Source organism: Terriglobia bacterium, from assembly GCA_032252755.1.
Classification (GTDB): Bacteria; Acidobacteriota; Terriglobia; order Terriglobales; family Acidobacteriaceae; genus JAVUPY01.
The window spans coordinates 188,361-214,291 of record JAVUPY010000052.1; the positions used below are offsets into that span (position 1 = coordinate 188,361).

General features: G+C 58.0%; 25 protein-coding genes. 2 read left to right on the top strand and 23 right to left on the bottom strand.

Annotated features, from left to right (window positions below; genetic code table 11):
* Positions 1–338: 338 nt before the first annotated feature.
* Together ROO76_12245 and ROO76_12250 are read right to left on the bottom strand one after the other, a co-directional pair.
* On the bottom strand, positions 339–2,495 hold the full coding sequence (locus tag ROO76_12245) for a M28 family metallopeptidase (protein ID MDT8068925.1): 2,157 nt from the start codon (positions 2,493–2,495) through the stop codon (positions 339–341).
* Between the two features lie 60 nt (positions 2,496–2,555).
* On the bottom strand, positions 2,556–3,905 hold the full coding sequence (locus ROO76_12250) for an aminotransferase class III-fold pyridoxal phosphate-dependent enzyme (protein ID MDT8068926.1): 1,350 nt from the start codon (positions 3,903–3,905) through the stop codon (positions 2,556–2,558).
* Positions 3,906–4,040: 135 nt separating this feature from the next.
* Here ROO76_12250 and ROO76_12255 point away from each other — a divergent pair, with 135 nt between their 5' ends.
* Complete coding sequence (locus tag ROO76_12255; GenBank protein MDT8068927.1) at positions 4,041–4,889, top strand: hypothetical protein; 849 nt, start codon at positions 4,041–4,043, stop codon at positions 4,887–4,889.
* 114 nt (positions 4,890–5,003) lie between these two features.
* On the opposite strand, the gene ROO76_12260 is transcribed toward ROO76_12255, so the two are convergent.
* The 5 genes from ROO76_12260 to ROO76_12280 all read right to left on the bottom strand — a co-directional run bounded on the left by ROO76_12260 (position 5,004) and on the right by ROO76_12280 (position 10,359).
* Positions 5,004–6,614 carry a M6 family metalloprotease domain-containing protein gene (locus ROO76_12260; GenBank protein MDT8068928.1) on the bottom strand — a complete coding sequence of 537 codons (1,611 nt, stop codon included), beginning with the start codon at positions 6,612–6,614 and terminating at the stop codon, positions 5,004–5,006.
* A gap of 251 nt (positions 6,615–6,865) precedes the next feature.
* Positions 6,866–8,158, bottom strand: a complete 1,293-nt coding sequence (locus tag ROO76_12265) for a hypothetical protein (GenBank protein ID MDT8068929.1) — start codon at positions 8,156–8,158, stop codon at positions 6,866–6,868.
* Positions 8,159–8,298: 140 nt separating this feature from the next.
* Entirely contained in the window at positions 8,299–8,742 is a 444-nt protein-coding gene (locus tag ROO76_12270) for a hypothetical protein (GenBank protein ID MDT8068930.1), read from the bottom strand.
* 7 nt (positions 8,743–8,749) lie between these two features.
* A complete protein-coding gene (locus ROO76_12275) occupies positions 8,750–9,553 on the bottom strand; it encodes an MBL fold metallo-hydrolase (GenBank protein ID MDT8068931.1) in 804 nt (267 codons plus the stop codon).
* Positions 9,554–9,624: 71 nt separating this feature from the next.
* Positions 9,625–10,359 (bottom strand): DUF4197 domain-containing protein, encoded by a 735-nt coding sequence (locus ROO76_12280; protein ID MDT8068932.1) that lies wholly within the window; start codon positions 10,357–10,359, stop codon positions 9,625–9,627.
* A gap of 104 nt (positions 10,360–10,463) precedes the next feature.
* Here ROO76_12280 and ROO76_12285 point away from each other — a divergent pair, with 104 nt between their 5' ends.
* The gene (locus ROO76_12285; GenBank protein MDT8068933.1) at positions 10,464–10,688 is read left to right on the top strand and encodes a hypothetical protein; all 225 of its coding nucleotides are present in this window, start codon (positions 10,464–10,466) and stop codon (positions 10,686–10,688) included.
* On the opposite strand, the gene ROO76_12290 is transcribed toward ROO76_12285, so the two are convergent.
* From ROO76_12290 to ilvN, 16 genes are all read right to left on the bottom strand, one after another.
* Entirely contained in the window at positions 10,689–11,024 is a 336-nt protein-coding gene (locus ROO76_12290) for a hypothetical protein (protein ID MDT8068934.1), read from the bottom strand.
* A gap of 117 nt (positions 11,025–11,141) precedes the next feature.
* A complete protein-coding gene (locus ROO76_12295; GenBank protein ID MDT8068935.1) occupies positions 11,142–11,990 on the bottom strand; it encodes a 3-hydroxybutyryl-CoA dehydrogenase in 849 nt (282 codons plus the stop codon).
* A gap of 105 nt (positions 11,991–12,095) precedes the next feature.
* Positions 12,096–12,917 carry a Stp1/IreP family PP2C-type Ser/Thr phosphatase gene (locus ROO76_12300; protein MDT8068936.1) on the bottom strand — a complete coding sequence of 274 codons (822 nt, stop codon included), beginning with the start codon at positions 12,915–12,917 and terminating at the stop codon, positions 12,096–12,098.
* 137 nt (positions 12,918–13,054) lie between these two features.
* The gene (locus ROO76_12305) at positions 13,055–13,468 is read right to left on the bottom strand and encodes a F0F1 ATP synthase subunit epsilon (GenBank protein MDT8068937.1); all 414 of its coding nucleotides are present in this window, start codon (positions 13,466–13,468) and stop codon (positions 13,055–13,057) included.
* A gap of 93 nt (positions 13,469–13,561) precedes the next feature.
* Entirely contained in the window at positions 13,562–15,007 is a 1,446-nt protein-coding gene (gene atpD, locus ROO76_12310; protein MDT8068938.1) for a F0F1 ATP synthase subunit beta, read from the bottom strand.
* Positions 15,008–15,065: 58 nt separating this feature from the next.
* Positions 15,066–16,100 (bottom strand): ATP synthase F1 subunit gamma, encoded by a 1,035-nt coding sequence (gene atpG / locus ROO76_12315; GenBank protein MDT8068939.1) that lies wholly within the window; start codon positions 16,098–16,100, stop codon positions 15,066–15,068.
* A gap of 65 nt (positions 16,101–16,165) precedes the next feature.
* Positions 16,166–17,701, bottom strand: coding sequence for a F0F1 ATP synthase subunit alpha (gene atpA, locus ROO76_12320; GenBank protein MDT8068940.1), 1,536 nt, complete (start codon positions 17,699–17,701; stop codon positions 16,166–16,168).
* Between the two features lie 139 nt (positions 17,702–17,840).
* Positions 17,841–18,380: an ATP synthase F1 subunit delta gene (gene atpH / locus ROO76_12325; GenBank protein MDT8068941.1), complete on the bottom strand. Its 540-nt coding sequence runs from the start codon at positions 18,378–18,380 to the stop codon at positions 17,841–17,843.
* Entirely contained in the window at positions 18,381–19,151 is a 771-nt protein-coding gene (locus ROO76_12330) for an ATP synthase F0 subunit B (protein MDT8068942.1), read from the bottom strand.
* Positions 19,152–19,153: 2 nt separating this feature from the next.
* A complete protein-coding gene (locus ROO76_12335) occupies positions 19,154–19,624 on the bottom strand; it encodes a hypothetical protein (protein ID MDT8068943.1) in 471 nt (156 codons plus the stop codon).
* Between the two features lie 204 nt (positions 19,625–19,828).
* On the bottom strand, positions 19,829–21,100 hold the full coding sequence (locus ROO76_12340) for a glycosyltransferase (protein MDT8068944.1): 1,272 nt from the start codon (positions 21,098–21,100) through the stop codon (positions 19,829–19,831).
* 151 nt (positions 21,101–21,251) lie between these two features.
* Entirely contained in the window at positions 21,252–23,159 is a 1,908-nt protein-coding gene (locus tag ROO76_12345) for a glycosyltransferase family 39 protein (GenBank protein ID MDT8068945.1), read from the bottom strand.
* 66 nt (positions 23,160–23,225) lie between these two features.
* Positions 23,226–23,609, bottom strand: coding sequence for a hypothetical protein (locus ROO76_12350; GenBank protein ID MDT8068946.1), 384 nt, complete (start codon positions 23,607–23,609; stop codon positions 23,226–23,228).
* Complete coding sequence (locus tag ROO76_12355) at positions 23,606–24,031, bottom strand: EamA family transporter (protein MDT8068947.1); 426 nt, start codon at positions 24,029–24,031, stop codon at positions 23,606–23,608. The genes ROO76_12350 and ROO76_12355 overlap by 4 nt, the downstream gene beginning before the upstream one ends.
* Positions 24,032–24,233: 202 nt before the next feature.
* Positions 24,234–25,274: a ketol-acid reductoisomerase gene (gene ilvC / locus ROO76_12360; GenBank protein ID MDT8068948.1), complete on the bottom strand. Its 1,041-nt coding sequence runs from the start codon at positions 25,272–25,274 to the stop codon at positions 24,234–24,236.
* 107 nt (positions 25,275–25,381) lie between these two features.
* Positions 25,382–25,930 (bottom strand): acetolactate synthase small subunit, encoded by a 549-nt coding sequence (gene ilvN, locus ROO76_12365; protein ID MDT8068949.1) that lies wholly within the window; start codon positions 25,928–25,930, stop codon positions 25,382–25,384.
* Between the last annotated feature and the right edge of the window lies 1 nt (position 25,931).

The window sequence follows — 25,931 nt, forward strand, 5'->3', positions numbered from 1 at the left end:
AAACATCAATCTTCAGGAATTACCGGCGGGAAAGCACCGAAGCGCAGATCAATGCGTCGGTTTGCTTTGTTCAGGCTCATGCCTGATAACTCGCGATTCGGTTGCACGTTGCGCCGCTTCTGCCCTGATGAGCGTCACACACTCCAAGTCCTCTCGGCTCCACTTGGCGAGCATGGCACCGCAGTTTTCGCAACGGCCGAACTTATCGGTTTGAAGGTGGGCACAATTGGATCGGCGCCGTCTCACAGTTCACCCTCATCGGTGTCCAGCATTGTACATTAAAAGAACAATTCCGCTCAGGTATTGAGAATGACGGCTGCCGCCTCACTTGCAGGCAGCTATTTCCGGCCCCCAACTTCCTCCGAGGTCTTGGTAGTCTTTACCACTCCCGCCAGCAGCTCGGCGTTCTTCGCCGTTGCCGCCTTCAAGATATCGATCTGCTGCTGCGCCGTCTTCCAATCAGCAGCTTCCACCGCTTCTGTGATTCCCGGCAACTCCAGGTGCGCGTACGTGTACCGCGCGGCATAGAGTTCGTGCTTGAACCACGGCCGCCCGGGAATGCCATCCGGATTCAGCCAGTTCCTCTCCACCTCCATGATCGCCGCATTGATCTGCTTCACCTCGTCCGGAGACAATCCGCTTTGCCCGCCCACTTCCTTCAGGCTCTTGCCGGCTGCCTCGAACTCGTCGATCTTCTGCATTAGGTCCGCGAATTGCAGGTGCTCCTTCGCTCCCGGCTTTTTCGTCACTTCCTGCACGAAATCTCGCAGATCGCCCGCATACGCCGAGAAATCAAATGGCAGCGTGTCAGCATTCGCCAGTCGCAACGCTACGGCGCCCCAAAGCTTCGACATCAGTGCGTGATACCTGTAACCGGGATCGCCGAAGTGATTCATCCAGAAGAAGTCATCGTAAACCGAATGATAAACGCCGTACGGCCCATCGAATTGCAGGCCAATGACGGGCACTCCATCATGATTGAGAAAAACGGTGTGGTCCGAGCCGCTTCCAATCCGCACGTTGACCATGTTCGCGTCCGTAACCGGTTGCTTGTCTTTCTCGGTCTTCCGCGTGCGCTCGACATAACTCTTCCACGCCTCGTACAAGCTCTTTCCGGTCGCGGGATCCTGGAACGATCGCGTCGCTTCCAGCAGCATCGGCGCGAGCGAACCCACCGCGCTGCCGTCAAAGTCCGGTCCCGAAGTCGACGAATCGACATTGATATACGCCACGGCGTTCTTCTTCAAATTGTCCTCGAACTGCTCTCCCCACTCGGTCGAACCCGTCAACCCAACTTCCTCGCCATCCCAACTGCAGAAGACGAGCGTCCGGTCCGGCCGGATCCCCTTCTGTAACAGTGTTCCCAGCACGCGCGTCAACTCCATCAGCGAAGCAGTCCCGCTGCTCGGATCCACCGCGCCGAATTCCCACGCGTCGTGATGATTTCCGAGGACGATCATCTGATCCGGGTTCTTCGCCCCGCGAATCCGCCCCTCAACGTTGTAGTAAGGCATCGTTCGCGTGTCCATGTCGACCTTGACGTGAACTTTCGCCTGACCGCCCAGCCGATAGGTGATCGGCAGACCGCCGCGCCACGACTTCGGCGCCTTCGGCCCGCCCATGTTCACCAGCAACGGCTTGGCGTCCTTCCACGAAAGCGGAACCGCCATTATCCCCGGGAGCGATCGCGCCCCCTTCATCGGAATCCGCTTTGCCCCCGGCACCGAGGCCCACCCCGGCGTCAGCGGATCGCCCGGCACGATGAAGTCGTAGGTGATCGATCCTCGCTGGAAATGGCTCTCCGGCCCCCACGGCCCGTCCGGATATACCTTCCCCTTCTTGTAGCCATCTTCCTCGGGGTCGGAATAAATGAGGATGGCCGCCGCCCCCATACGTTGCGCCGTCAGCGCCTTGAATCCGCGATAGCTGTAAGGGTTCGAGTAGCGGACCAGGACGATCTTCCCGCGAACGTCGATCCCGGCCTTCTTCAGCACTTCGTAGTCTTCCGGATTGCCGCTGTGCGCATACACAATCGGTGCCGTCACCTCGCCCGAAGCCGACATGCTGAGCCATGCCCCGCGCACCGCCGGGTTGCTCGTGTCCGGATCCTGCGGGTAAGCATCTTCGCGCAGACCAGCGCGATAGACCACCGGACTGACCATGTCGACCGCAATCTCCCGCGGCAGCATGCTCAGCACGTCGTACTGACGAATCGTGACGTCCTCGATCCCCTGCTTGCGCCACGTGTCCGCGATGTACTCCGCGACCTTGTGATCCTGTTCGGTTCCGGCCGGGTGAGGTTCGCTCGTGAAGTAGCGATGAAACGTGCGCGCACTTTCTGCCGATACGAGCGCGTTCAGTTGCGACTCGATCGACAACTCATGCTCGCTGCCCTCAGCGGAAAATCCCATCAGGCGAGCTTCGTTTTTCGATTGCCCGGTCAAAAGTGGCAACGAGAGCACCGCAATGACGGCGACAACTACCACACGGGACACTACTCGACCTGGGATTCTCACGAGAGCACCTCTTTCTGCTGAATGAACCTTCGACCGAATCTATCTACAGGAATTCGTCGTTTCCTCGACCGCCCGGCCTATCTGCTCTACCGCGAACTCAATCTCTTCGCGCTTGATCACCGCTGGCGGCGCGATCAGCAGATGATCGCCGGTAATACCATCGACGCACCCCTGCATCGGATAGGTCATCACGTCGAGACGAGCCGCTGCCGCCGCCACTTTTGCTGCGAACTGCTTGCCCGGCGCGTACGGCCGCCTGCTTGCCTTGTCCACCACGAACTCCACTCCCCACAGCAGCCCAATACCCCGAACATCCCCAACACTCGGCCTCGCCGCAAGCTGGCGCAGAGACTTCCCCAATGCATGGGCTGCTTCCTTTGCGTTGGCGGCAAACTCGTCGTGCTGCAGCCGCGCCAGAACACTCCGTCCTGCCGCCAGCGACGGCGGATGCGCGTTGTAGGTAAAACCGTGTACGAGATTGCCGGAACCGTTTCGAATCGCGTCGACCACTTTCCGGCTTGCGATCACCGCACCCAGCGGCGCGTATCCGCTGGAAACCCCTTTTCCCGCCACGATGATGTCCGACACAGTGTTCCAGTGCGCGCAAGCGAAATTCGCTCCCGTTCGACAGAATCCAGTCATTACCTCGTCAGCAATCGTCAGAACGCCGTGCGCGCGGCACGCATCTGTGACACGCTTCAAGTAACCATCTGGCGGTGCAACCGCGCCCAGCGTCGCGCCGCTCACCGGTTCGAAAATGAACGCCGCCGTATCCTTCCCTGTTCGCTCCAGTTCGCGCTCTACCTCAGCAGCATACTTGGCGGCGCAGTCGTCCCCCCCGTATTGGCAGCGATAACAATAGGGAGTGTTCACCTGCTCGTACGCGCGCAGCATGGGCAAGTACATCTCGCGACGCTTCCGGTTCCCCGACACGGTCATCGCCCCAAACGTCGCGCCATGGTACGACTGCCGCCGGCTGAGCAGGCGATTGCGCTGGATCTGCCCAATCTCCACCTGGTACTGCCGGGCCAGTTTCAGCGCGCTCTCCACCGCCTCAGAGCCGCCGCTGGTGAAGAAAACGGCGCCGCCCTCGAAGCCCGGTCCGGCGAATTGCAGAACTTCGTTCGCGAATTCCAGGGAGACATCCGTCACGAACTGCGAGCTGTGCACAAACTCCAGCTTTGCAATCTGTCCCGCAACGGCTTCCGCAATCTCACGGTCGCCATGCCCAATCAGGTTGACCGCGGAGCTGCCCGAGAAATCCAGGTAGCGCTTCCTCGCGGCGTCCCAGATCCAAACGCCCTCGCCCCGAACCGCAACCGGATAATCTTTCCTGAAATTTCGAACCAGCAGCGAACCCTGAAAATCGACTTTATCTTTAACGTTCATCTAGTCACACGGAACGGACCGCCCTGCGTCAACAGACGACACGTAGGAGTCGAGCTTGTTTGAGAAACAGGGAATGTTACCAGCCCAGCAACTACTCTGCCACCCCAGGGCACTCTTGAGCATCAGAGACCGTGGATGAAACCTCTCACCACCTCTTTGTTCTTTCTGCTGACTCTCGCCGCCCCACGACTGTGGGCGCAGGGGCCACCCTTCCAGACCGACGACCCCGTCCCCGTCGAACTCCATCATTACGAGTTCTACATCTTCGGTTCCGCCGACGGCACGCCGGTCGAGATGAACTCCGTGGGGCCCGCCTTCGAATTCAACTGGGGAGCCATTCCTCGCGTGCAACTCCACGCAATTCTGCCCTGGGGCATAGCGGCGCCGCTCAACAATCCCATCTACTACCCCAACGGGACCGGGCCCATCGAATTCGGCCTGACCGACATGGAACTGGGCGCGAAGATCGCCTTCATCAAGGAAGGCAAGCACATGCCCCAGATCGGCAGCTTCACCATGTTCGAGATGCCCACCGGCAACTCGAACAAAGGACTCGGTGTCGGCAAAGTCTGGTACAGGTTGCCCATCTGGATGCAAAAGAACTTCGGGAGCTGGCTGTTCGACGGCGGCGGCGGATACGAGGTCGTGCCCCAAACCGGCGCCCGCAACTTCCCCTATACCGGATGGCTGCTGGTGAAGAAGTTGAACGAGCAACTGCAACTCGGCGGCGAAGTCTTCGCGCACGGCCGCGCAGGTCCCACGCCGGCATACGGGTCATCCGCCATGATCGATTTCGGCGGCTACTACCATTTCAAACATCATCGCGGCGAACAGTTCTTGTTTGCCTACGGTCACTCCGTCGCCGGACAAACCGAGAACTACGCCTACGTAGGAATGTATTGGACCTGGGGGAAAGATAAAAACAAGTCCACGTCAAATATAGAAAGCCCGTTTCCGGGAGAGTTGAGCCACACCGTTTTCTAACCCTCGCAGTTTCACAGACTGCGCCCCCGGATCTTGGTACGTGCCGGAGTATGCGCATAATTCGCACAAATCGGGCCTCCTTTGCAGGAGGCCCGAGGTCTTGACGTCGCCAGATTATTTACCGGCAGAAGTCCAAGGCTCGAACAACATATTGGCATTAATGTTGCCGTCGGTTTCGGTGATGTTTCTTGCCGTCACTCCGGAATAACCGAACTTCGGACTCGATCCTGCCCAGAAGTAGTAATTACTGCTGTTCGGGAAAGTTTTGTTTCCGAAACTGGTCACATTCAGACTTCCGGGGTAGAGATCCGCTGCGAAGCCGCCGTAGTAGTAGTGCTCCAGGTGCCACTGATCGTCGGCCTGAATGAGCGAAATCGCGTAGTGAGTTTCGCCTGTCCACGCTTTCTGCCACCCGAGTGAGCGGAATTCCTTCCAGTTTTCCGCCTCGTTGGGACGGCTGTAGTTGCGGCTGAAGACTGTCTCGTCTACGTGATAGATCGCCAGCCCGTGAGGACCGAACCGAGCCAGCCCCTGATCGAATCCGATCTGCTGACGATTTTCGAACAGAAAGTACTCCTTCCCGTCTGAGTACGGCACGATCATTTTGTAGACATCGGGGAAAGACTCCGCGGGGCGAATCGTGACCGAGGTTGGATCGTTGATGACGGTTGGAGCAACGAATCCAAGACGGTAGCGGCTCCACGCGTCGAGAAAAGCGGGCGAGTTGCCGTTGAAAATCCGCTCGTTGGGATACCGGTTCCAACTTCCGCCAGCCATGAGGCTGTAAATCCCCGTACCGTCAGACTCGTATCCGTAGTCGTACTGATCGGGCAGGCCGAGAACATGTCCGTACTCGTGTGCGTATACGCCAACCGTGGGCGGATACGGCCCGGTCACCGGACCGTAGTAGCCGGTCAGGTTGCCGCCGACTTCCGGCATCATTGCGTATCGGTTCACCTTGACGCCGTCTTCTGTCATATAGCCGCCCTGGCCAACCGCCGAACTCAGGCTCCAGCTGTGCGACCAAATCAGGCCGGGATCGCCGCTCCACTCGGCGCCAGTTCCGGCGTACACAACAAAGAGATTTGGGACAACGCCCTCAACCGCATACTGCGAGAAATCGACCACGGGATCGAGGGCCTTCACCGCATCAATCACAATCCCCTGAGCATTGTTGGGATAGTAACCAAATGCGTTGTCGTGGATGCCATCAGCCTTGCAGTAGTAGTCGTACGGATGTCCGGTCTGAGCCCATCCCTGTGTGCTGGGCATGTCGAGAGTAATTACGTCTACTGTGCCGTACGATACTGCATGGTAGTAGTTCTTGAGAGTGCGATCGGTGGGATGTTCAGGGTAGGCAGCATACTCCGGCGGGTCATACACAGTGCCGAATAACATATCGTCGAAATAACTGAGGTCGAGCCGGTCTGTGGGCCCGCCTGGCGGCGGGGTTGTGAAGTTGACAAAGATGACCAGCACTTTCTGTTGCGGATCGGTGCTTAGCTGGCCCATCACGAAGCCCGGCGGATTGAACTTGTTCCCCTCGTTGAGACTGTTGGGAAACGGAATCTTGATTTTCTTTCCCTGTGCACGCAGAGCTTGCGCCGCTTCGGGTTCCAGAGGAACTGCGGAGAAGCTGAGATCTGCGGGAGCCGTTTGAGCGAATGCCGGTGTCAGCCCTAGAAGCAAGGCGAAGAGAACTGCATAACCGACTGCGCGAACCATGGGTTTCCTCCTGAAGTTTTTTTGGGCGCGGCCGCGAAACATAGCGGAGACACTGAGGGTCGGCACTAAAGTGCCATGACGAAGCGCGCTAATTGCACAGCGATTCAGAGGAAACGTCTGTGATGAGAGTCATCTGGTAATGTGACAGGCTGAAATCTGGAGCGCCCAAGAAGAGTTTTACGCCAGAGCGGTCACATCTTTTCAGTAGCTTGCGAGGGCAACGCCCCCTACCGATGCAAGTTACTCGTTGCTCAGTGTTTCATCGCTCCCGGACGGACTCGGAGGAAGATCCGAAAGCTGACCGGGTGCTCGCCGTAGTACGGATTGAGAACTGCGGGCTTGGAGTAGACGGAGAAGTCGGCGCCGAGCGCGATCTGCCAATTTGAATCATGTACGAGGTCGCGCGCGCCACCCAACGTGTACTTGCCGATTCGAAACGACTCGATACCCGAAGGTCCGCCGCCCTCCGGGAATAGTTCATCCTTGTCCACGAGTTCCAGCCTTGTGAACGCGTAGTTCTTCGCCGCGAAATTCAGTGAGGACTCCAGTAAATAGGAGTTCTGATTCGTCTGCGGGAGAATCTTGTGGTTCCGACCCCAGATGAGGGTGGTTGCCCAACTTCCATTCGTGATTGGCTGCGCATAGTTGATCGATGCCGTTTGACGCAGCACGTCGCCGGGTTCGAGAGCCTCGGGGTGAATCAGCCGTCCGGCGCTGTACTGCGCGGCCCAGTTCCTGTTAGGGCTGAAGCTGATGCGCCCGGAATAAGAATCCAGCGGCCCAAAGTCGAAGTTATAGCGGCGTTCATCTGGCTCGCGTCCATTGAACACGGAGCCCTCGACTTTGAACCACTTCGCTTCGATCCCGGTGGTAATGACGCCGAAAGTAATGTGCGTCGAGTCCTGGAGGTGATGTCCGATCGGCGCGTCGGGAATCTCCAGTGCGGAGTTGCGATGCAGGAAAGCCGTCGGTCCGAGCGCCGGCTCGCCAGCTGGGCCGCCGTAAATTGTCCATGCGGCGCTCTCGCCGAGAGGAAGGAGGTACTTGGCGGAGATTTCACCGAAGACATCGTGCGGATGCTGGTGGTCGACGAGGGGGACTCCGTGATAAGTCTCGCCGGTCTGGAACAGTTCGGGGAAGCCTGGATGCGGAGTGGTGAGCGGTTCGGCACTGAGCATCTGTCGCAACTGCAGCGTTCCGCGGCCGACTTTGCGCTGTTCCATCAGCATCAGCCAGTTCTCCGATGCCAGCTTTCCAGCCCCGCGCGGACCGCCCTGATGGTCGAACTCGAGAAACATATTCCCGTGCGCCATAAGCGTCCAGTCACGCCATGTACGCATCCACATGTGCTCCGGAACCGATTGCGCCTGCCAGGACGTACCGGAGGCGAAGCCAAGTTCCATATCCTCGATATGGCTCTGAGGCTGGCTCATATTCATGCCGGGCATGTTCTGTTTATTCTGCGTGGACATGTCGTGCTGGTGATCCTGCGCAAGGATGAATGCGGGCAGTAGAATTCCGAAAAAGACGATCAGTTTCTTCATGTTCTTATAGACAAAAAAAGACCGGATACTTACCCCAGTCCTGCATGGTTTGATGCGGGAACAAAGCAGATTGCTTCATCTCACTGGCGATGCTCGGAATTTCCAGTGGTGCTCCCGCAAGGCTCACATGCACCAAGCGCTCAAGACTGTCCTGTAATCTTGAGCCGTACCTCTTCTGGAATGCGATCGCGAACCTCGGGTGGAAGCTTATCGTGAACCTTGCGAGCACCGATGCGCGCAACGTCCACCATGGCCATTGGCGCCGGAGTCGCAACGGCGACGACCAGCCACACCAGAGTGGAGAGCAGGAACCCGCCGATCGCGATCAGTTCGAGAACAAATGCGTGCTGTGGTTGGAAATGGCGAATGACGCCGTAGGCGAGCAGGAACATCAATGCGGAAACAGTCGCCAGTACCATCAATGCAATGTCGATGGTGCGATGCAGTCTCTGGCGGGAACGGCAGTGCTCGCAGGCAGCAAGATGGGCTTCGTAGTCACCCCGCATCTCGGGGGTGATTCCGGAGATATCGTATCGCCAGCCCGCCAGGATGCTTCCTACAACCCGATCAGTGCATTGACTCATGAATGTATTACAGCGTAATCGTTTCCAGCGCCTCGTCCTGCGAAGCGAGCATGAGGCGATTCTGCCAGAGTGACAGGCGGTCCGCCAGCGCGTGCTCGGCGCAGTTGCGCGCAATTTCGGGGTGATTGTTTGCCGCCGAAAGGTGCGCCAATATGAGAAACGCCGCGCTTCCATCATAGTCGCTGGACAAAAATTCCGCGAGAGCGGCATTGGAAAGATGGCCCACGCGGCTCATCACACGCTGCTTCACCGCCCAAGGATACGGACCAACACGCAGCATCTCCAGATCGTGATTCGATTCGACCATCAACCCGTCGCATTGGCGCAAATGCGCCTTTACATTGGATGGTATGTAACCGAGATCGGTCACATATCCGAGCTTGATTCCATCGGCACGAAAGGTGAACCCCACAGGATCGGCGGCATCATGCGGAATGGTGAACGGCGTGACCTCAATGTCACCAATGTGGAACCGATGGCCGGACTGGAAGTGCTCGACCTTCTCGGCCTTCACGCGCTCTCCGTTGCTGTCTGTGTACTGGCGCGTCCAGGCGCGATGCGTGGCCTCGGTCATATAGACCGGCAACGAGTATTTCTTCGCCATAACGTAAAGCCCGGTAACATGATCGGCATGCTCGTGGGTGATCAGGACGGCATCGAGCGAAGCGGCGTCAATTCCACGGCTAGCAAGGCGTTTGGAAATGGCTTTGCAGGAAAGGCCGGCATCAATCAGCAGCCGCGTTCCCGACGACGCAACGACGGAGCAATTCCCGCCACTCCCGCTCGCCAGAACCGTCAAGGACACCGCCATGCGAGCAGCATAACGTGAGTGCCTGTGCATTTGCAGTAATGAAGTAGTAACTAAGGCACTTCCGGGTCACGCTAGGGGTTCCGACGGCCGAACACCTGCTGCAGGATTGCCGTCGTTCGCGCCGCCGGGTTCTGACGGATGTTCTTCTCTTCCCGTCCGAGCATATAGAAGAGGCCGTCGAGCGTCTTGCCGACGACGTACTGATCGAGATCGAAACCGCGGCTCTGCAGCAGTGGCCCGGCCAGCGAGTTCTGCGCGATCCGATCATATTGCCTGACGACTCCTACGTTCTGCATGGCGTTGTGTACGATCGGCGTAAATGCCATCATCAGTTCCTGCGAGGTCGCGTTTTTGAAATACTGCGTTGCGGCGGTGTCGCCGCCGTTCAGGATGTTGCGCGCGTCGCTGATCGTCATCTTCATCAGCGCGTTAAGGAATATTTGTTTTGCCAGAGGCGTCGCCTGCTCGGCCGCGCGATTCATCCCGACCTCAAGCTGATCGAGTTGTGGACCCATCCCAACCAGTTGCAGCCCGGTGCGAGCCTTCTGCAGTGAGGCAGGAAGCGGAATCTTGATCGCCGGATTGCCAAGAAAGCCGTCGGGCCTGCCGGTTTTCGCGACTGCCTGCGTCGTGCTCACCCTCAGGGCCTCTCTCAGACCCCTCGTGATGGTGTCCGTACTGAGGTTTCCGCCAGCTGACTGCGATTTCGGCTTGGTTATGCTCTGCCAGACGCGGTCGAGCGGGGATTGCGCGAAGCAAGAGATGGACAACAACATGAAAATGATGAGGCTGGATAAAATGCGCATACGATGCACATTAACACTGAAATGTCGTGAAAGCTGCATCGCCTTTGGACGTGTACTTCGAGGTGTCCATCACCGCAGGGGACGTATTATGATGATCGCCGGCAATGAGCCGCCTCCGGAAATCACGCCGGCAATGGGAACAGGAGTTGGATCAACTCCAGCACAATGTGCTATTTGAGGACGGTCAGCGCAACGCCTGGCTTCTGAATCAACTCGGCGGTGGAAAGAACCACCTGACCAAGGCGCAATCTCTGGTACTGCTCTCAGCCATTGCGTTTGGCGCCGTGCTGCTCGTCTTCCTCATCGCCGTCCTGCTGGCGTATCTCTGATCAATTTTCTTTGCCCTGGAACATCACCCGCACGAACCTTCGTCCAACGGACCCGCCGTACGCTCCGGCGACGCCAGGCAGCATGATCAGGATCGATCCGGCGAGCCCGGCGCGAGTCAGCGTTTCGTAGTAATGCAACAGGTTCGCGCTCATCATCACGATGGGAACCATGAGGCCGACGAGCAGGGTCCATCGCCAGGGGCGTTCAGGACTGGCAAAGCCAAGCGACATGGTCGAGATGAGTACGACGAGCGATGTCAGCAGCGGATCGCCAATAGTGATGTGAACAAAGCCGGCGAGTAATCCGCAGATGACGGCAATGATGTAGCTGGTCATACGAATATTAAACACGAACAGAGCAGCAGATTACTCAACCCTTTCGTGTCGTATCGCGCGCAAATTGCCGCCATGCTACACCGAGCGTTCTATCAGGAAAACGAACCGGCCGATCCATCAGTACTGGTAGAAACCTTTCCCTGATTTCCGTCCCAGCCAGCCTGCATCGACCATCTTGACCAGCAGGGGGCAAGGCCGGTACTTGGGATCACCAAGGCCCTCATGCATCACGCGCATAATGTTGAGACAGACGTCGAGACCGATGAAGTCGGCGAGCGTCAGCGGCCCCATCGGGTGAGCCATGCCGAGTTTGAAAACCTCATCGACGGCTTCCGGCGTCGCTACGCCTTCCATGACTGCGTAAATTGCTTCGTTGATCAGCGGCATCAGCACGCGATTCGAAACGAACCCGGGGGCGTCGTTCACTTCGACCGGCGTCTTTTCCAGCTTCAGCGCGAGATCCTTCACGGTTGCGTAGGTTCCATTGCTGGTTGCGATCCCGCGAATGACCTCGACCAGTTTCATCATCGGAACCGGATTGAAGAAGTGCATTCCGATAATCTTGTCAGGCCGCTTCGTGACCGCCGCAAGCTTCGTGATCGAGATCGATGACGTGTTTGATGCCAGGATGATTTCGGGCCGGCAGATCTGGTCGAGGTCGCGAAAGATCTCCGACTTGATATCGAACTTCTCTGTCGCGGCTTCGACAACAAAGTCACACTGCGAAAGATCTTTGCGACTGAGGGATCCGTGAATGCGTCCGAGCGCCGCTGACTTCTGCTCCGCGGTGATCTTGTTCTTTGCTACTTCGCGGTCGAGGTTCTTGTTGATTGTATCGAGACCACGATCGAGGAAGCGTTGCTCGACTTCGACCAGAGTGACGTTATATCCGGATTTTGCGAAGACATGAGCGATGCCGTTGCCCATCGTCCCCGCGCCGATGACGCCGATGTTCTTGAAGTCCATATGAAGTGCCTCGGGTGAAATTAGTTCTCAGTTCCCGTTCCAGGCTCTCAGTCGGGAACAGGCACAAATGTAAATGAAGAACGAGGAACTAGGAACGAAGAACTGTCAGTGCGCTTCGCGCGACACGGGTCCACCATTGAACAGGCCCTTGAGCCAGCCCTGCTCCTGGAATTTCAAAGCGAGCACCGTGATATTATCCGCGCCGCCGGCATCCCGCGCTGTGACAATGAGTTTATCGACAGCGTACTCGAGCGCGGTTGACTCGCGCACAATCGCCAGAATCTTCTCACCGTCGAGGTAGCGAGTGAGGCCGTCGCTGCACATTACAATAACGTCGCCGACTTCGGCGGTGAGGTCCTCGATGTCGGCCTGCACCGTGGGTTCGGCTCCGAGGGCTCGAATGACGATGTTCTGGTAATCGACTCGCTTGGCTTCCTCGGCCGTAATCAAGCCCCGGCGAACCTGTTCCATTACCAGCGAATGGTCCTCGGTCAACTGTTGAATGGAGTTTTCGCGAATACGGTAAATGCGCGAGTCGCCTACGTTGGCAATAGAGAATTCGTTATCGTTCGCGGCCACCGCAACGATGGTCGAACCCATGCCCGCGTGTTCTTCACTGGCACGAGAGGCGTTGAAAATTTCCTGGTTGGCGAGGTTTATGGCACTGCCAAGCGCGATGGCTCGCATGGAGAACTCGCTGGGATAGGCGCCTACAATGTCGACCTTGCCGTCCTTGCCCGCCCGACGGAAGTAACTGAGCAGGCAGTCGACGGCCATCTTGCTGGCAACTTCGCCCGCGGCAGCTCCGCCCATGCCATCGCACACCACGTAGATGCCATAACGCTTGTCGAAACCGAAATTGTCTTCGTTATTGGCCCGAACGCGGCCGACATCGGTCTTGCCCGCGACTTCGACAGTCAGACTCATCCACACCCCGTAGGAAATTAGGAATTACGAAGGGCGCACCAGCTCGAACCACTCAGAAAATCGAAACTAGTTTTTACAATATTAGCCGGCGAAACAAAAACCCCCGAAACGTCGGGGGCTTTTCAGTATCTCACGGATTACTTTACTCCTGCTTTGGAGGCAACATCCAGACGCGTTTCAGCTCGTTGCAGCGCTGTCAATGCGCGCTGGTAATCTATTTCGCCTTGTCCGCCCTGCAAACGCTCTTCCGCTCGCTTCTTGGCTTCCTGGGCGCGGTTCACGTCAATCTCTTCCGGTTTCTCCGCCGATTCCGCCAGGATTGTTACCTTGTTCGGAAGAACTTCGGCAAATCCCCACGCAACCGACAATATCGCGGTTGTGCCAGCGTTGCGGTAGGTAATCTCGCCGACGGCCAATTCGGTGATCAGCGGAGCGTGTCCCGGAAGAATGCCAATGTAGCCGTTCCGGGCGGGAATCTGAACCTCTTCCGCCACGTCCCGAACCACCAGCTTCTCTGGGGTTACGATCTCGAGTTCGAAAGTCTCTGCCATGCCAGTTCTCGGTTCCCAGTTATCAGTTCTCAGTTGGTATTCACCAGTAGACCTGCGGGTTCTAACTGAGAACGGAGAACTGAGAACTTCGTTTTACGCGACCGCTCCCGCCTTCAGTTTGTCGGCCTTCTCCAGCACTTCTTCGATTGTTCCGACCATGTAGAACGCCTGCTCCGGCACCTCGTCGTGCTTGCCCTGGAGGATCTCATTGAAGCTGCGCACCGTGTCCTCAACCTTCACGTAGCGGCCCTTCATGCCCGTGAACTGTTCGGCAACGTGGAACGGCTGGGAGAGGAACTTCTGGATCTTACGGGCGCGCGCTACCGTCAACTTGTCGTCTTCGCTCAACTCGTCGATACCGAGAATGGCGATGATGTCCTGGAGGTCCTTATAGCGCTGCAGTATCTGCTTCACACCCTGCGCCACTCGATAGTGCTCCTCGCCGACGATGTGGGGATCGAGAATGCGCGAGGTCGATGCCAGCGGATCAACCGCGGGATAGATTCCGATTTCGGTCAACGGACGCGAAAGCACCGTGGTTGCGTCAAGGTGAGCGAACGTGGTGGCCGGAGCGGGATCGGTCAAGTCGTCGGCGGGCACGTAAATGGCCTGCACCGAGGTGACTGAGCCCTTCTTGGTCGAGGTGATGCGCTCCTGCAGTTCGCCCATTTCAGATGCGAGGTTCGGCTGGTATCCCACGGCGCTGGGCATGCGGCCCAGCAGCGCGGACACCTCGGAACCGGCCTGCGTGAACCGGAAGATGTTGTCGATGAAGAGCAGCGTGTCGGCGCCCTCGGCGTCGCGGAAGTACTCGGCGACGGTCAGAGCGGTCAGCGCGACGCGAAGACGTGCCCCGGGCGGCTCGGTCATCTGGCCGTAAATCAGCGCGGCCTTCGATTCGGCGGGCACGCCGGGCTTGATCACGCCCGACTCGGTCATTTCCAGCCAGAGGTCGTTGCCCTCGCGGGTGCGTTCGCCGACGCCGCCGAACACGGAGAATCCACCGTGCTGCTTGGCGACGTTGTTGATGAGTTCCATGATGACGACGGTCTTGCCGACGCCGGCGCCGCCGAACAATCCGATCTTACCGCCCTTCAGGAAGGGCTGGATGAGATCGATGACTTTCACACCGGTCTCGAACATTTCCGCCCGCGTGGACTGCTCATCGAATGCGGGTGCCGGACGGTGGATCGGCAGCCTCTCGGTGCACTGCACGGGGCCGAGGTTGTCGACAGGCTCGCCGATGACGTTAATGACGCGTCCGAGGGTGCCCTTGCCGACCGGCACCGAGATGGGTCCGCCAAGATCGATGGCCTTCATGCCGCGCACCATGCCGTCCGTGGGCTCCATGGCCACGCAGCGCACGCGCCCTTCGCCAAGATGCTGCTGCACTTCGAGCACGACCTTGATGGGCGTGGGTACGTTGAAGCCGTCGCTGACGACCTTGAGCGCCTGGTAAATCGGGGGCAACATGCCCTCCGCGAATTGAACGTCAACCGCCGGTCCGGCGATCTGAATCACGTGTCCGATGTTTTCCATAAATCAAACTCTCCGTGCCCCACAAGCCGCAGTTAGCAGATGTGGGCACCGCGAATCTCTATAGTGCCGCCGCCCCGCTTACGATCTCGATGATTTCTTTCGTGATCGAGGCCTGCCGGGCGCGGTTCATCGCCAGCGTTAACGAGTCGATCATTTCGCTGGCGTTGTTCGTCGCCGAATCCATCGCGGTCATCTGCGCAGCGTTGAAAGCCGCCCACGATTCCAGCATCGAATGATAGATCTGGATCGCGATGTACTTCGGCAGCAGTGCCGCGAACAAGTCCTTCGGCGACTGCTCGTAAATGTAGTCAACCTGTGCGGCGCCGAACAGCTTGGCGCGCTCGTCGATTTCACGAGTTTCTGGCTCTTCCAGGCTGACACCTGCCTTCAGCGCGGCTTCCGCAGCCTGTTCGCGCTGCTCGGTGGTGAGTTCTTCTACCTGGGCCAGCACGTGCTCGCCAATCGCTCCAACCGGCAGGACGGTGTCAACAACCAGGCGCTGCGCGATCACCGACTTGAATTCGTTGAAGACGAGATATACCGAGTCGATCTCGCCCTCGCAGTAGCGGTCGATGACTTTCTCCGCGATCTCGTGGGCATTGTCGAAAGCCGCTTTTCCGAGCAGGCCGGAGTATTCGCCGACGATCTGGACCGGGCCTTTGCGAGCCGAGGGTTCGTCCGTCACGGGAAAACGCCGGCGTAGAAAATCGCGGCCCTTGCGCCCAAAGGCGATAATGTCGATGTTCTTACCGGCTTTTGACTCGATGAAGCGCATCGCCGCCTTCAAGATGTTGGCGTTGAAAGCGCCGGCGAGCCCCTTGTCGCCAGTCACAATAATCAGCAGCGCGGTCTTTTCCTCGCGGCGCTCCAGCAGCGGATGCTTCGGCGCACCAGTCTGCGGATCGTAGATTTCAGCGCGGCCGACCAGCGACTTCAGCACGTTCGTCAGCATCTGCGCGTACGGACGCGCCGCCATGGCGCGGTCCTGTGCTCGGCGCAGCTTCGCAGCCGAAACCATCTTCATCGCGCGCGTGATCTGCCGCGTGTTGCGAACGCTTCGAATGCGACGCCGAATGTCGAGTACGCCTGCCATTAGTCAGTTCCCAGTTGCCAGTTCTCAGTTCGTTCTTCGTTGTTCGTTCTTTGCTGCAGCAAATGCTACTTCGCTCCAGCGGCTTTCACTTCCGCCAGGAATCGCTCCTTTGCGGCGGTGATGGTCTTGTTCATGTCCGCCTTCAGCGCGTCATCGAGAGCCTTTTTCTCTTCCATCGTCTTCAGCAGGCCGGGGTTCATCGTCTCGACGTAGTTGTAGAGCGATTTCTCGAACGGGCGGCACTGTTCGACCGCAAGATCGTCGAGGAACCCGCCGGTTCCGGCATAGATGATGAGCACCTGCTTGGTGAATGGGAGCGGCTCGAACTGCGCCTGCTTCAGGATTTCAACCAGGCGCTGGCCGCGATTGAGTTGCTGCTGCGTCGCCTTGTCGAGGTCGCTGCCGAACTGCGCAAATGCGGCGAGTTCGCGGTACTGTGCCAATTCCAGTTTCAGCGTGGCGCCGACCTGTTTGGTCGCTTTGATCGCCGCCGAGAATCCGACGCGGCTCACCGACAGACCTACGTTCACCGCAGGACGAATGCCGGAGTTGAACAGATCGGTCTCGAGGAAGATCTGGCCATCGGTGATCGAAATGACGTTCGTCGGGATGTATGCCGAGACGTCGCCGGCCTGGGTTTCAATGATGGGCAGCGAGGTCAGTGAACCACCGCCCTTGGCGTCGCTCAGCTTAGCTGCGCGTTCCAGCAAGCGGGAGTGGAGATAGAACACGTCTCCCGGATACGCTTCGCGCCCGGGCGGACGCCGCAGCAGCAGCGAGATCTCGCGATACGCCGCCGCGTGCTTCGAAAGATCGTCATAGATCGTCAGCGCGTGCCGCTTGCTGTCGCGGAAGTACTCGCCGATCGCGCACGCCGCATATGGCGCGATGTACTGCATCGGCGCCGGATCGGAGGCCGACGCAACGACTACCACGGTGTACTCCATGGCGCCGGCATCTTCGAGGATCTTCACCACTTGGGCAACGCTTGAACGCTTCTGCCCGATCGCGCAGTAAACACAGACCAGGTCGCGACCCTTGCTGTTAATGATCGTGTCGAGCACGATAGCGGTTTTGCCGGTCTGGCGATCGCCAATGATCAATTCGCGCTGTCCGCGGCCGATCGGAATCATGGCGTCAATGGCTTTGATGCCGGTGGCCATCGGTTCGCGCACGGGTTGCCGATCGATGACGCCGGGAGCGATGCGCTCCAGTGGCAGATACTGCGTCGTGTTGATCGGGCCCTTGTCGTCGATGGGTTGGCCCAGCGCGTTGACGACACGGCCAATCATGGCCTCGCCAACAGGAACGCTCATGATGCGCCCAGTGCGGCGAACCTCGTCGCCTTCTTTGATTTCTGTGTAATCGCCCATCAGCACCGAGCCGACCTGGTCTTCTTCCAGGTTCATGGCGATACCGGCCACATTGTGGGGGAACTCAATGAGTTCGCCCGCCATGACCTTGTCGAGCCCATGAATGCGGGCGATACCGTCGCCGAGTGAAATGACCGTGCCGACTTCGTCGACCGCGATCTTCGTCTCGTAGTTCTCGATCTGTTCGCGAATCAGTTGCGTAATTTCGTCTGCTTTGATCTGGGGCATAAAAACCGTTCTCGGTTACCAGTTCTCCGTTCTCAGTTGGTCCATGCCGCTCGATATATAGCTGAGTCGAAGACCGGGAACCCGCAATAATCAAACTCTCGAAAAATCATGACACTTCGCTAATGGCTAATTGCTTCTTTTATTCCGCGCTCAGCGTCTCTCTTATCTTGTTCAACTGGCCGCGCACGGAACCGTCGTAAATGGTGCTGCCGATCTGCACCACGGCGCCGCCGATCAGGGCCTTATCGGTCGCATACAGCGCGCGCACCGCCTTGCCGGTAATCTGCTTGATCTGGTTCTCCAGCGCGAGCCGCTCGTCCGTCGTCAGATCACGCGAACTCGTCACCTTCGCTTCGGCGATTCCCAGCCGCGAATCCAGTTCCGTCTCGAACTGCCGTGCGATGAGATCGATCATCGCGATGCGCTGGTGATCGATCAGCACGGCAATGAAGTTCCGCACCATCGGGTCCAGCACGATCTTCTGTCCAATCGCGTCCAACAACTTCCGCTTCTGATCGGCCGGAACCGAAGGGTTATCCCACACCTGGCGCAGGTTATGGTTGGCTGAAACCAGCTGCGCAATCGTGTTCACCTGCTCGCGAACGCGCCCGGGAATCAGTTTCCTGTCGATCACGACGTCGGCAAGGGCACGGGCGTAACGGCTGGTTACCTCGGCCATTTACTCTCCGTCCTTTCCGAGTTGATCGACAAAACTCCTGACCAGGCTCTCATCCGTGTCGCGATCCACCGAAATCTTCTTCTCCGCCAGTCCAACCGCAAGATCCGCGGCGAACACCTTCAGTTCACGGCGGGCGCTCTTTGCTGCCGATGCGATCTCCTGCTCGGCGGCTTCCACAACGCGCTTCGCGTCTTCCACCGCCTGTTGCTGAATCCGTTGCTCTTCTACCTTGAAATCTGTTTCCGCCTGCGCTTTCAGTCCCGCAACTTCGCCATCGATCTTCGCCAGGCGCGCCTCGATATTCGCCAGCCGCGCATTGGCCTCATCGCTGGCTTTCTTCGCCGCGTCCATGGCAGAGCGAATCGACACATTCCGTTCGCGCAGACCCGGCGCAACCTTTGCCTTGAGGAACCACCCGACGAGCCAAAGCACGACTGCGAAGTTCAGACAAGTAAACAGCCAGTACGACGCCTTCGGCCCGAGGCCGATCAGTTTCCCTACCTTGGTCACCGTCGGCGAATACTTCAGGGCGGCGTTTTCTTCTTCCGATTCCTCTTCCTTCGCGATCCCTTGCTTATTGCCTACTTGCGCCTCGGACCCCGACTGCTTCTCTTCGGGGCTCATCTGACCCGCCGCCTCCGGCTTCTGGGGTTCGGCTTGCGTCTGCGCAGCATGCGGTGCCGACGCGGCTTCTGGCTGCTGCGCGACCGCGATTCCGAACGCGACGCTCAGCGCGAGAAAAAGGATTATGTGTCGAATGAAACTCTTCATCGTTAGCTTCCGGCAGCCGGGGCCTGCCCAGTGCCTGCGGGTTGCAGGATGGTACGGATGATTTCGTTTGCCAGGCGCTCCCCTTCGCTCTGCAGCGTAAACTTCGCCGCCACCACGTCGCGCTCCATGCCAGCCTTTGCGTCTTTGACCTGGGCGTCGGCCCGTGCGCGAGCCTGCGCAACAGCTGCCGCCCGTGCCTGCTGTGCCTGCTGACGCCTGGTCTCCAGGGCCTTGAAGATCGCCAGTTTGGCATCTCTCAGGCGTTCTTCATACTCATTGGCCTTCATTTCCGCCAACGCGATGTCCGTGCGCGCTTGTTCGACGGCGCCCTCGGTTTTCGCCCGCCGCTCGGCCAAAACCCGCTCCAGTGGCCTGTGTACGAGGACGTGATAGGCCAGGTACATCAGCAGCAGAAGCACACCTGTGGGCACCGCTCCGAGCAGTAATCCGCCTAATTGTCTGAAGGTGTCCATGAACCTGTCGGTGAAAGCCTTCTCGAGAGGATGTGGGCTATGAAACTTCTATAAAACAATAAAACTTAACACCCCACAAAGAGGGGTGTCAATGAACGATGAGCAGTCCGCAGATAACGAAAACGGGGCAGAAACATGGGCCGTCTGATCAGTGACGTGGCGACTCGCTGCCACGCCTGACCCCGCTTTCCATGTATTGCAACCTTACGACCGCTCTCGCCCAGCCGACGCAAGAACTTCCTCGGCCGTGGGAACGTCGGCCCAGAAATCCGGCGAGTCGGGGTCGATGACGGAACCGTTCGCGCGAGTGGCCCACAACCGGCCGCCCTTCAGCAACTTGTACTTGTTGTCACGCCAGAGACTCCGTTTGGACAGGTAGCTCGCGCACCAGATGATAAATCCGTGCAGATCTCGTAAGGGATACAGTGGCACTAATTTTCGCGCCACAGGATCACGGGCAGCCCACCAGCCAACGACCCAACACTCAATCATGCGGTTCAGCCATGCGGCGGCAAACAGTCCCACGCCCAGCGAAGTCAATCCGGCGAACGGAGCGGCAATCAAGGCCAGGATTCCGAAGGGCATCGCGAATGTAAGCCCAGTGCCCAAGTGGCCCTTGGGACGCGAATAACGGGTGCCCATGGCCCACCGCAGCTGTCTCTCCCACATGGTTCGGAAACCCATCCGAGGGGCTATGTGATCGACTACATGGCTGGAAAGCACAACATCGTATCCGGCTTTGTGAATGAAGTTTCCGACCACGAAATCGTTCGACAGATAATCCCGAACCGCGGCGTAACCGCCAATCTTCCCTATGGAGTCTTTGCGCAGAGCGATCGTCGGCCCGAGCCCAAACTTCGTACCCTCCAGCAGGTTGACCACGAGAACTCCGGCCGCGAACTCCACCGACATGCCGATTGCGTCGAGATCAGCCCAGAAGCCACCCGCGCTCTTTCCGCGGAAGATAGTAGTGAGTGCCCCGACCTTGGGATCGAGCAGGGGGTGAACCACATCGCGCAAGTAATTCGAATCCACCTCAACGTCACTGTCGCTGGTCACAAGGATGTCGTAGGACGCGACCTCTGTCAGGCGATGGAAGCAATAATTCGGGGCATTTGGCCACGGCGGCTGCCCGGTAATGAAAATTTCGCAGTGTATGTGGGGATAACGTGCAGCGATTTCACGGATTATCGGCAGCGCTGAGTCGTCTGCCTCGTCGGCCGCAAACAGGATCTCGTAGTTCGGGTAGTCCTGACGGAAGAAGCTCTCGATGTTCTCTTTCATCCGAGCTTCATTACCATGTACCGGCTTCAGGACCGAGACCGGCGGCAGATTCTCCGAGAGTCTCCCGACGGCTTTGCGCTCTCGAACGGCATTACGCCTGAACTTGATTGCGCCAATGATGGCAAGAATGAGAACGACCGTGGAGGAGATGCTTCCGACAACGGCAATGGCGAGGATTATCTGTGCAATCAAGCGTGCACTCCCTGAGCAGATGCAACGTTACTTTCTCCATTAGCAACGCTAAGGAGACGCAAGAACCTTAGTTGGGCCTATAAGCTGCCAGTATTTAGTTTATCAGACGGATTTCACCGCAGGCTATCGCCCGATGAGGTACCCAACGGGTCTAGCGTGGTATCTCTGTCGTTGGATCGTGGTTCGTGAACACGAGCTTGCCGCCGCTACGCGCAAGTTGAAACGCCTTCATCCCGCTTAAAGCTCGTGGCTGTTCGTTATCTGCCCACATGAATACCGTTGTCGGACTCTTCCACAAACTCGCAAACGATTCTTGCGTTTCGAAGAGTTTCGGCGCATCGGGGAACTTCGCGCCATACCAGAGGTTCCCGCTGGGCGCGTGCAACACATGGACCGGAACCCCGATATAGAAGTTAAGTGTAGACGCCTGATCATACCGGCCATCGATGACGATCACATCCCCCGGCCGAAAGTGTTTTTGAATCGCGACTGCAAGATTGTAGGACGAAAGAATCGGCGAGAAGGTGATGTAAGCCGAGTGTATGCAGGCCAATAGAACGACCATCATTCCGACAAGCGCGACGTTCCCGGCAAATGGACGCCGAAGCTTCCGGAAAATCCAATTCGCCCCAGGTCCAAGCAGCAGAGCGAGCGATGCTCCGAGGAGCGGGATACGAAAAATGCCCAGGGCCTCCGGCGTCAAATCGAGCACATGGCCCAAAGAAAAGTTGTAGTCCTGCGGATTCTTCTTAAGAAGGTCTGCCAGGTCGGCTCCCGGCGCAGGAGCACGCGAAACGAGGAGAACGTACATTCCGGCAACGAATGCCAGGGCGCCCAATACCAACAATATGATGGATGAAATCAGTCCGGCCCGGCGACTCGACTCCGGGGCGTCCGGCTCAGATTCCCGTACAAGCCAACCACCGGCTAACAAGGCAATTCCGGGCACACCCGGAATCATGTAGTACTCCTGCCGGGTGGAGAAGCTGAAGAATAAAAGGATCACCAGCGGCCAAAGGAGGAACAGCAAGTTCGCCCGACCGCGTCGGTCCAGTTTGGCAGCCCCGGCCCGGAGTTTTCGCCACGCCGGCACGTCACGCACAGCTTGCGGCAGAAAGATACTCCACGGGAATACCCAAACCAGGATGAGGCCCCAGAATATCGCCAAGGGAACAGTGTCGTACCCCGGGGGCACGCGTTTCCCAAGGAAACGCATGACGTGCTCGTTGATGAAATAGAACCAGAGGAACCCCCGCGCCTGACCCTGGGCCGGATTACGGATTGCCGCCAGGATGTGCCACGGTGCTGCGATCGCCAGGAAAACTAGCGTGCTGGAAAACAGGCGCAGTTTCAGCAGGTGCTTCAAATTCCGCGTCAAAATAAGAAAGGCCCCGATCGCGGCAAACGGAAACACCAGCCCGATCAGTCCCTTCGTGAGCACATTCAACGCACATGTCGCGGCAAATCCCCAGCAGACAAAACGCGAAGGCCGCTCTTCTTCCAGCGAGCGCAAGAATAGGTAGTACCCAATCGTGAGCCACAGGGTGACCAGCACTTCTGGAATCAGGAAGCGGGTATAAATGTAGAGGCCCAACGCTGTAGCCAGTACAACGCCCGAAAACAGACCACCCTTCTCACCATAAACATAGCGCCCCAGGTAATACGTCGCGAGAATTAACGCGAGCACGCCGAGCAGCAATGGCAAGCGCGTGCTCCAGGTGTTTACGCCAAAAATCTCGTAGCTGGTCGCCATGCCCCAATACATCAGTGGCGCTTTTTCCAGGTACCGGAATCCGTCCGTGTAAAGCGTTACCCAGTCGTGCCGTAACACCATCTCGCGCGCGGCTTCGGCATGCACGGTGTCGACATCGTCGAGCAATGCAGGATTCGCAATACCCGCAAGGTAAACGACTCCCCATAATGCAACGAGGAGGAGGACAGAAACGCGCCAGTTCCAATGGAACCGCTTTGGGCTACCCGTTTGACCGGAAATGATGCCAACGGTCGACTCTTGCAGCTGACCCGGATCCTGCAGATTGGGGGTGGCACCTGAATTCATAGGTAACGAAAACCATTGTAAAAATACAGCGCCGACGAGTCCATCTCGCGGGAGTCCACTATCGTGTCAAGACTGGGTCAGCAGAAGGACTCCGAACGCCACGAAGATGGTTGCAAACCAGCGTCGCCGATCCACTCTTTCGCCCAGGAAATACTTTGCCCCAATCGCGTTACCGACAAAAGTGAGCGCAGCCGATGTCGGACCCACTAAGCTAAGGTCAGCCCACGAGAGTCCCATCAAGTTGCTGAAAAACGCTATGGCCATGAAGAAAATTCCGCCAAAGAGGACGCCGCTCGTTGCTACCCGAACCATTACCGCGCCAATGCCGTGATCGCGACGGAGATCGCCGAGATCGCCGATGCGTCGCATCGCCATAGCAACCAGTACGTCCCCCGCCGATGCCGCAAGAACAGTGGTAGATATGCAGGCCCAGGTATAAAAAGTTCTCATAACGATTTATCCAGCGCCCCTTCTGAATTTGCGGAAAGCTCCGGGTCCTCGGTTCGCGATGGCCCCCCGGCAACGATTCCAACTCCAATCACGATGAGGACAACCCCGGACCAGCGTTGCGGACTGACATGCTCGTGCAGCCAGAAAATCGACAACAGCACCATCAGGACATAGCTGATAGCCGTCGCTGGGAGTACATAACTAAGGTCTGCAAAAGACAGCGCAGTCATGTAGCTCCACATAAAAATGATGAGAGAAACGATTCCTAAAATAATGAAGGGATTCGTGAGTGCGAAAAACAGATGCGACAAATGATGAATATCAATGGGCGGGACCTGCTTCATCCCGTGCGCCAGGAAAGCGTCTCCGCACGAACCAAAGATGACGATCGAAAGGATTACGAGATATTTTCGAAGGGTCAAACGCAATTCATCCTAAAGGGTGCAATGTCCTATATCCTACCAGACGGTATCGGGACCATCTCGCACCGCAACTAGCACATTGATGGGATGAACTTGTTGTCAGCGCACTCCAAAACTCAACGTGCGATGTTTTATGGAACAAAGAAAAAGGAAGGCGATTGCGGCGCCTTCCCACTCCACGCACGTTCGTGAGGATCCACGGTTAATCTGCTGCCGATGTCGTTGCCGTTTTCCGGAACTGGCTCGCATCCACCGGGTCCAGGAACTTCATCATCGACCGCAGTTCCGCGCCGACCTCTTCGATCTGCTGGTCCTGCTCTTTCTCCCGGGTCGCCTCGAACTGCACCCTGCCAGCCTTGTTCTCGGCGATCCACTTCCTCGCGAAAGTTCCGTCCTGGATCTCATCGAGTAGCTTCTGCATCGTCTTCCGCGTCTCTTCGTTAATCACACGCGGACCCGCCGTGTAGTCGCCATACTCCGCCGTATCGCTCACCGAGTACCGCATGTAATTCAACCCGCCACGGTAGATAAGATCGACGATCAGCTTCAATTCGTGCAGACACTCGAAATAAGCAATCTCCGGCTGATACCCAGCGTTCACCAGCGTTTCGAACCCGGCCTTGATCAGCGCCGACACGCCGCCGCAGAGCACTGCCTGCTCGCCGAACAAATCCGTCTCGGTCTCCTCCGTGAACGTCGTCTCGATGACGCCCGCGCGCGTGCAGCCGATTCCCTTTGCATACGACAGCGCCAGCGCCTTCGCGTTCCCGGTCGCGTCCTGGTGAATCGCCAGCAACCCAGGCGTTCCTCCGCCCTCCACGAACACTTCGCGTACGCGATGTCCCGGCGCCTTCGGCGCGATCATCGTCACATCGACGCCCTCAGGACACTGAATCGTCCCGTAGCGGATGTTGAAACCGTGCGCAAACATCAGCATCTTCCCCGCCGTGAGGTACGGCGCGATGTACTGCTCATAAATTTCCGGTTGTGCCGTATCCGGCGCGAGAATCATGATCACGTCAGCCCATTTCGAAACGTCGGCAACCGAGCCCACCTCGAGCCCCGCCTGACGTGCCTTCGCGACCGACGCGCTGCCCGCCTGCAATCCCACCCGCACCCGCACGCCGCTGTCCTTCAGGCTCAGCGCGTGCGCGTGTCCCTGTGAACCATAACCAATAATCGCAACCTTCTTCGCCCGAATGAGCGCCAGGTCAGCATCGCTGTCATGATAAATCTTCGCCATAAGAATCCTTCCTTCCGTGAATCTAAAATGTTCTCGTCATCCCGAGCGGGGCCGCGCGTTTTTCGCGCAGCGGAGTCGAGGGACCCGCATTATCAACGCAGGAACCACTACACCGAATACGAAATTCCCTGATCATTCGCCGCTGCAATCGAATTGCTAATCGTCTGCATTGGCACAGACTTCGCCCCGCGCTTCATCGCCACGATCCCCGTGCGCACCATCTCGAGCACGCCATAGGGCCGCAGCACTTCAAGCAGTCCATCAATCTTGTCCTCGGTTCCAGTAATCTCCACTGTCACCGAATCCGGCGCGACATCAATCACCCGCCCACGAAATACGCCGACGAGATCCAGCACATGCGGCCGAGACTCCTGCGCGCACGCAACCTTAATCATTGCCAGGTCGCGCACAATCGACGGGTGTGCCGTAATGTTTTCGACCAGCAGAACGTTGACGAGTTTGTATAGGTGCGCCTCGATTCGCTTCGCGCCGTCAGCGTCCGTGTCGACGACGATCGTCATTCTCGACACATCCGGGTTGTCAGTCCGTCCCACGTTCAGCGAGTCGATATTGAAAGCGCGCCGGCGGAATAGCGAGGCCACCCGCGTCAGCACACCTGGCTTATTTTCGACATGCACCACAAATACATTCAGCATG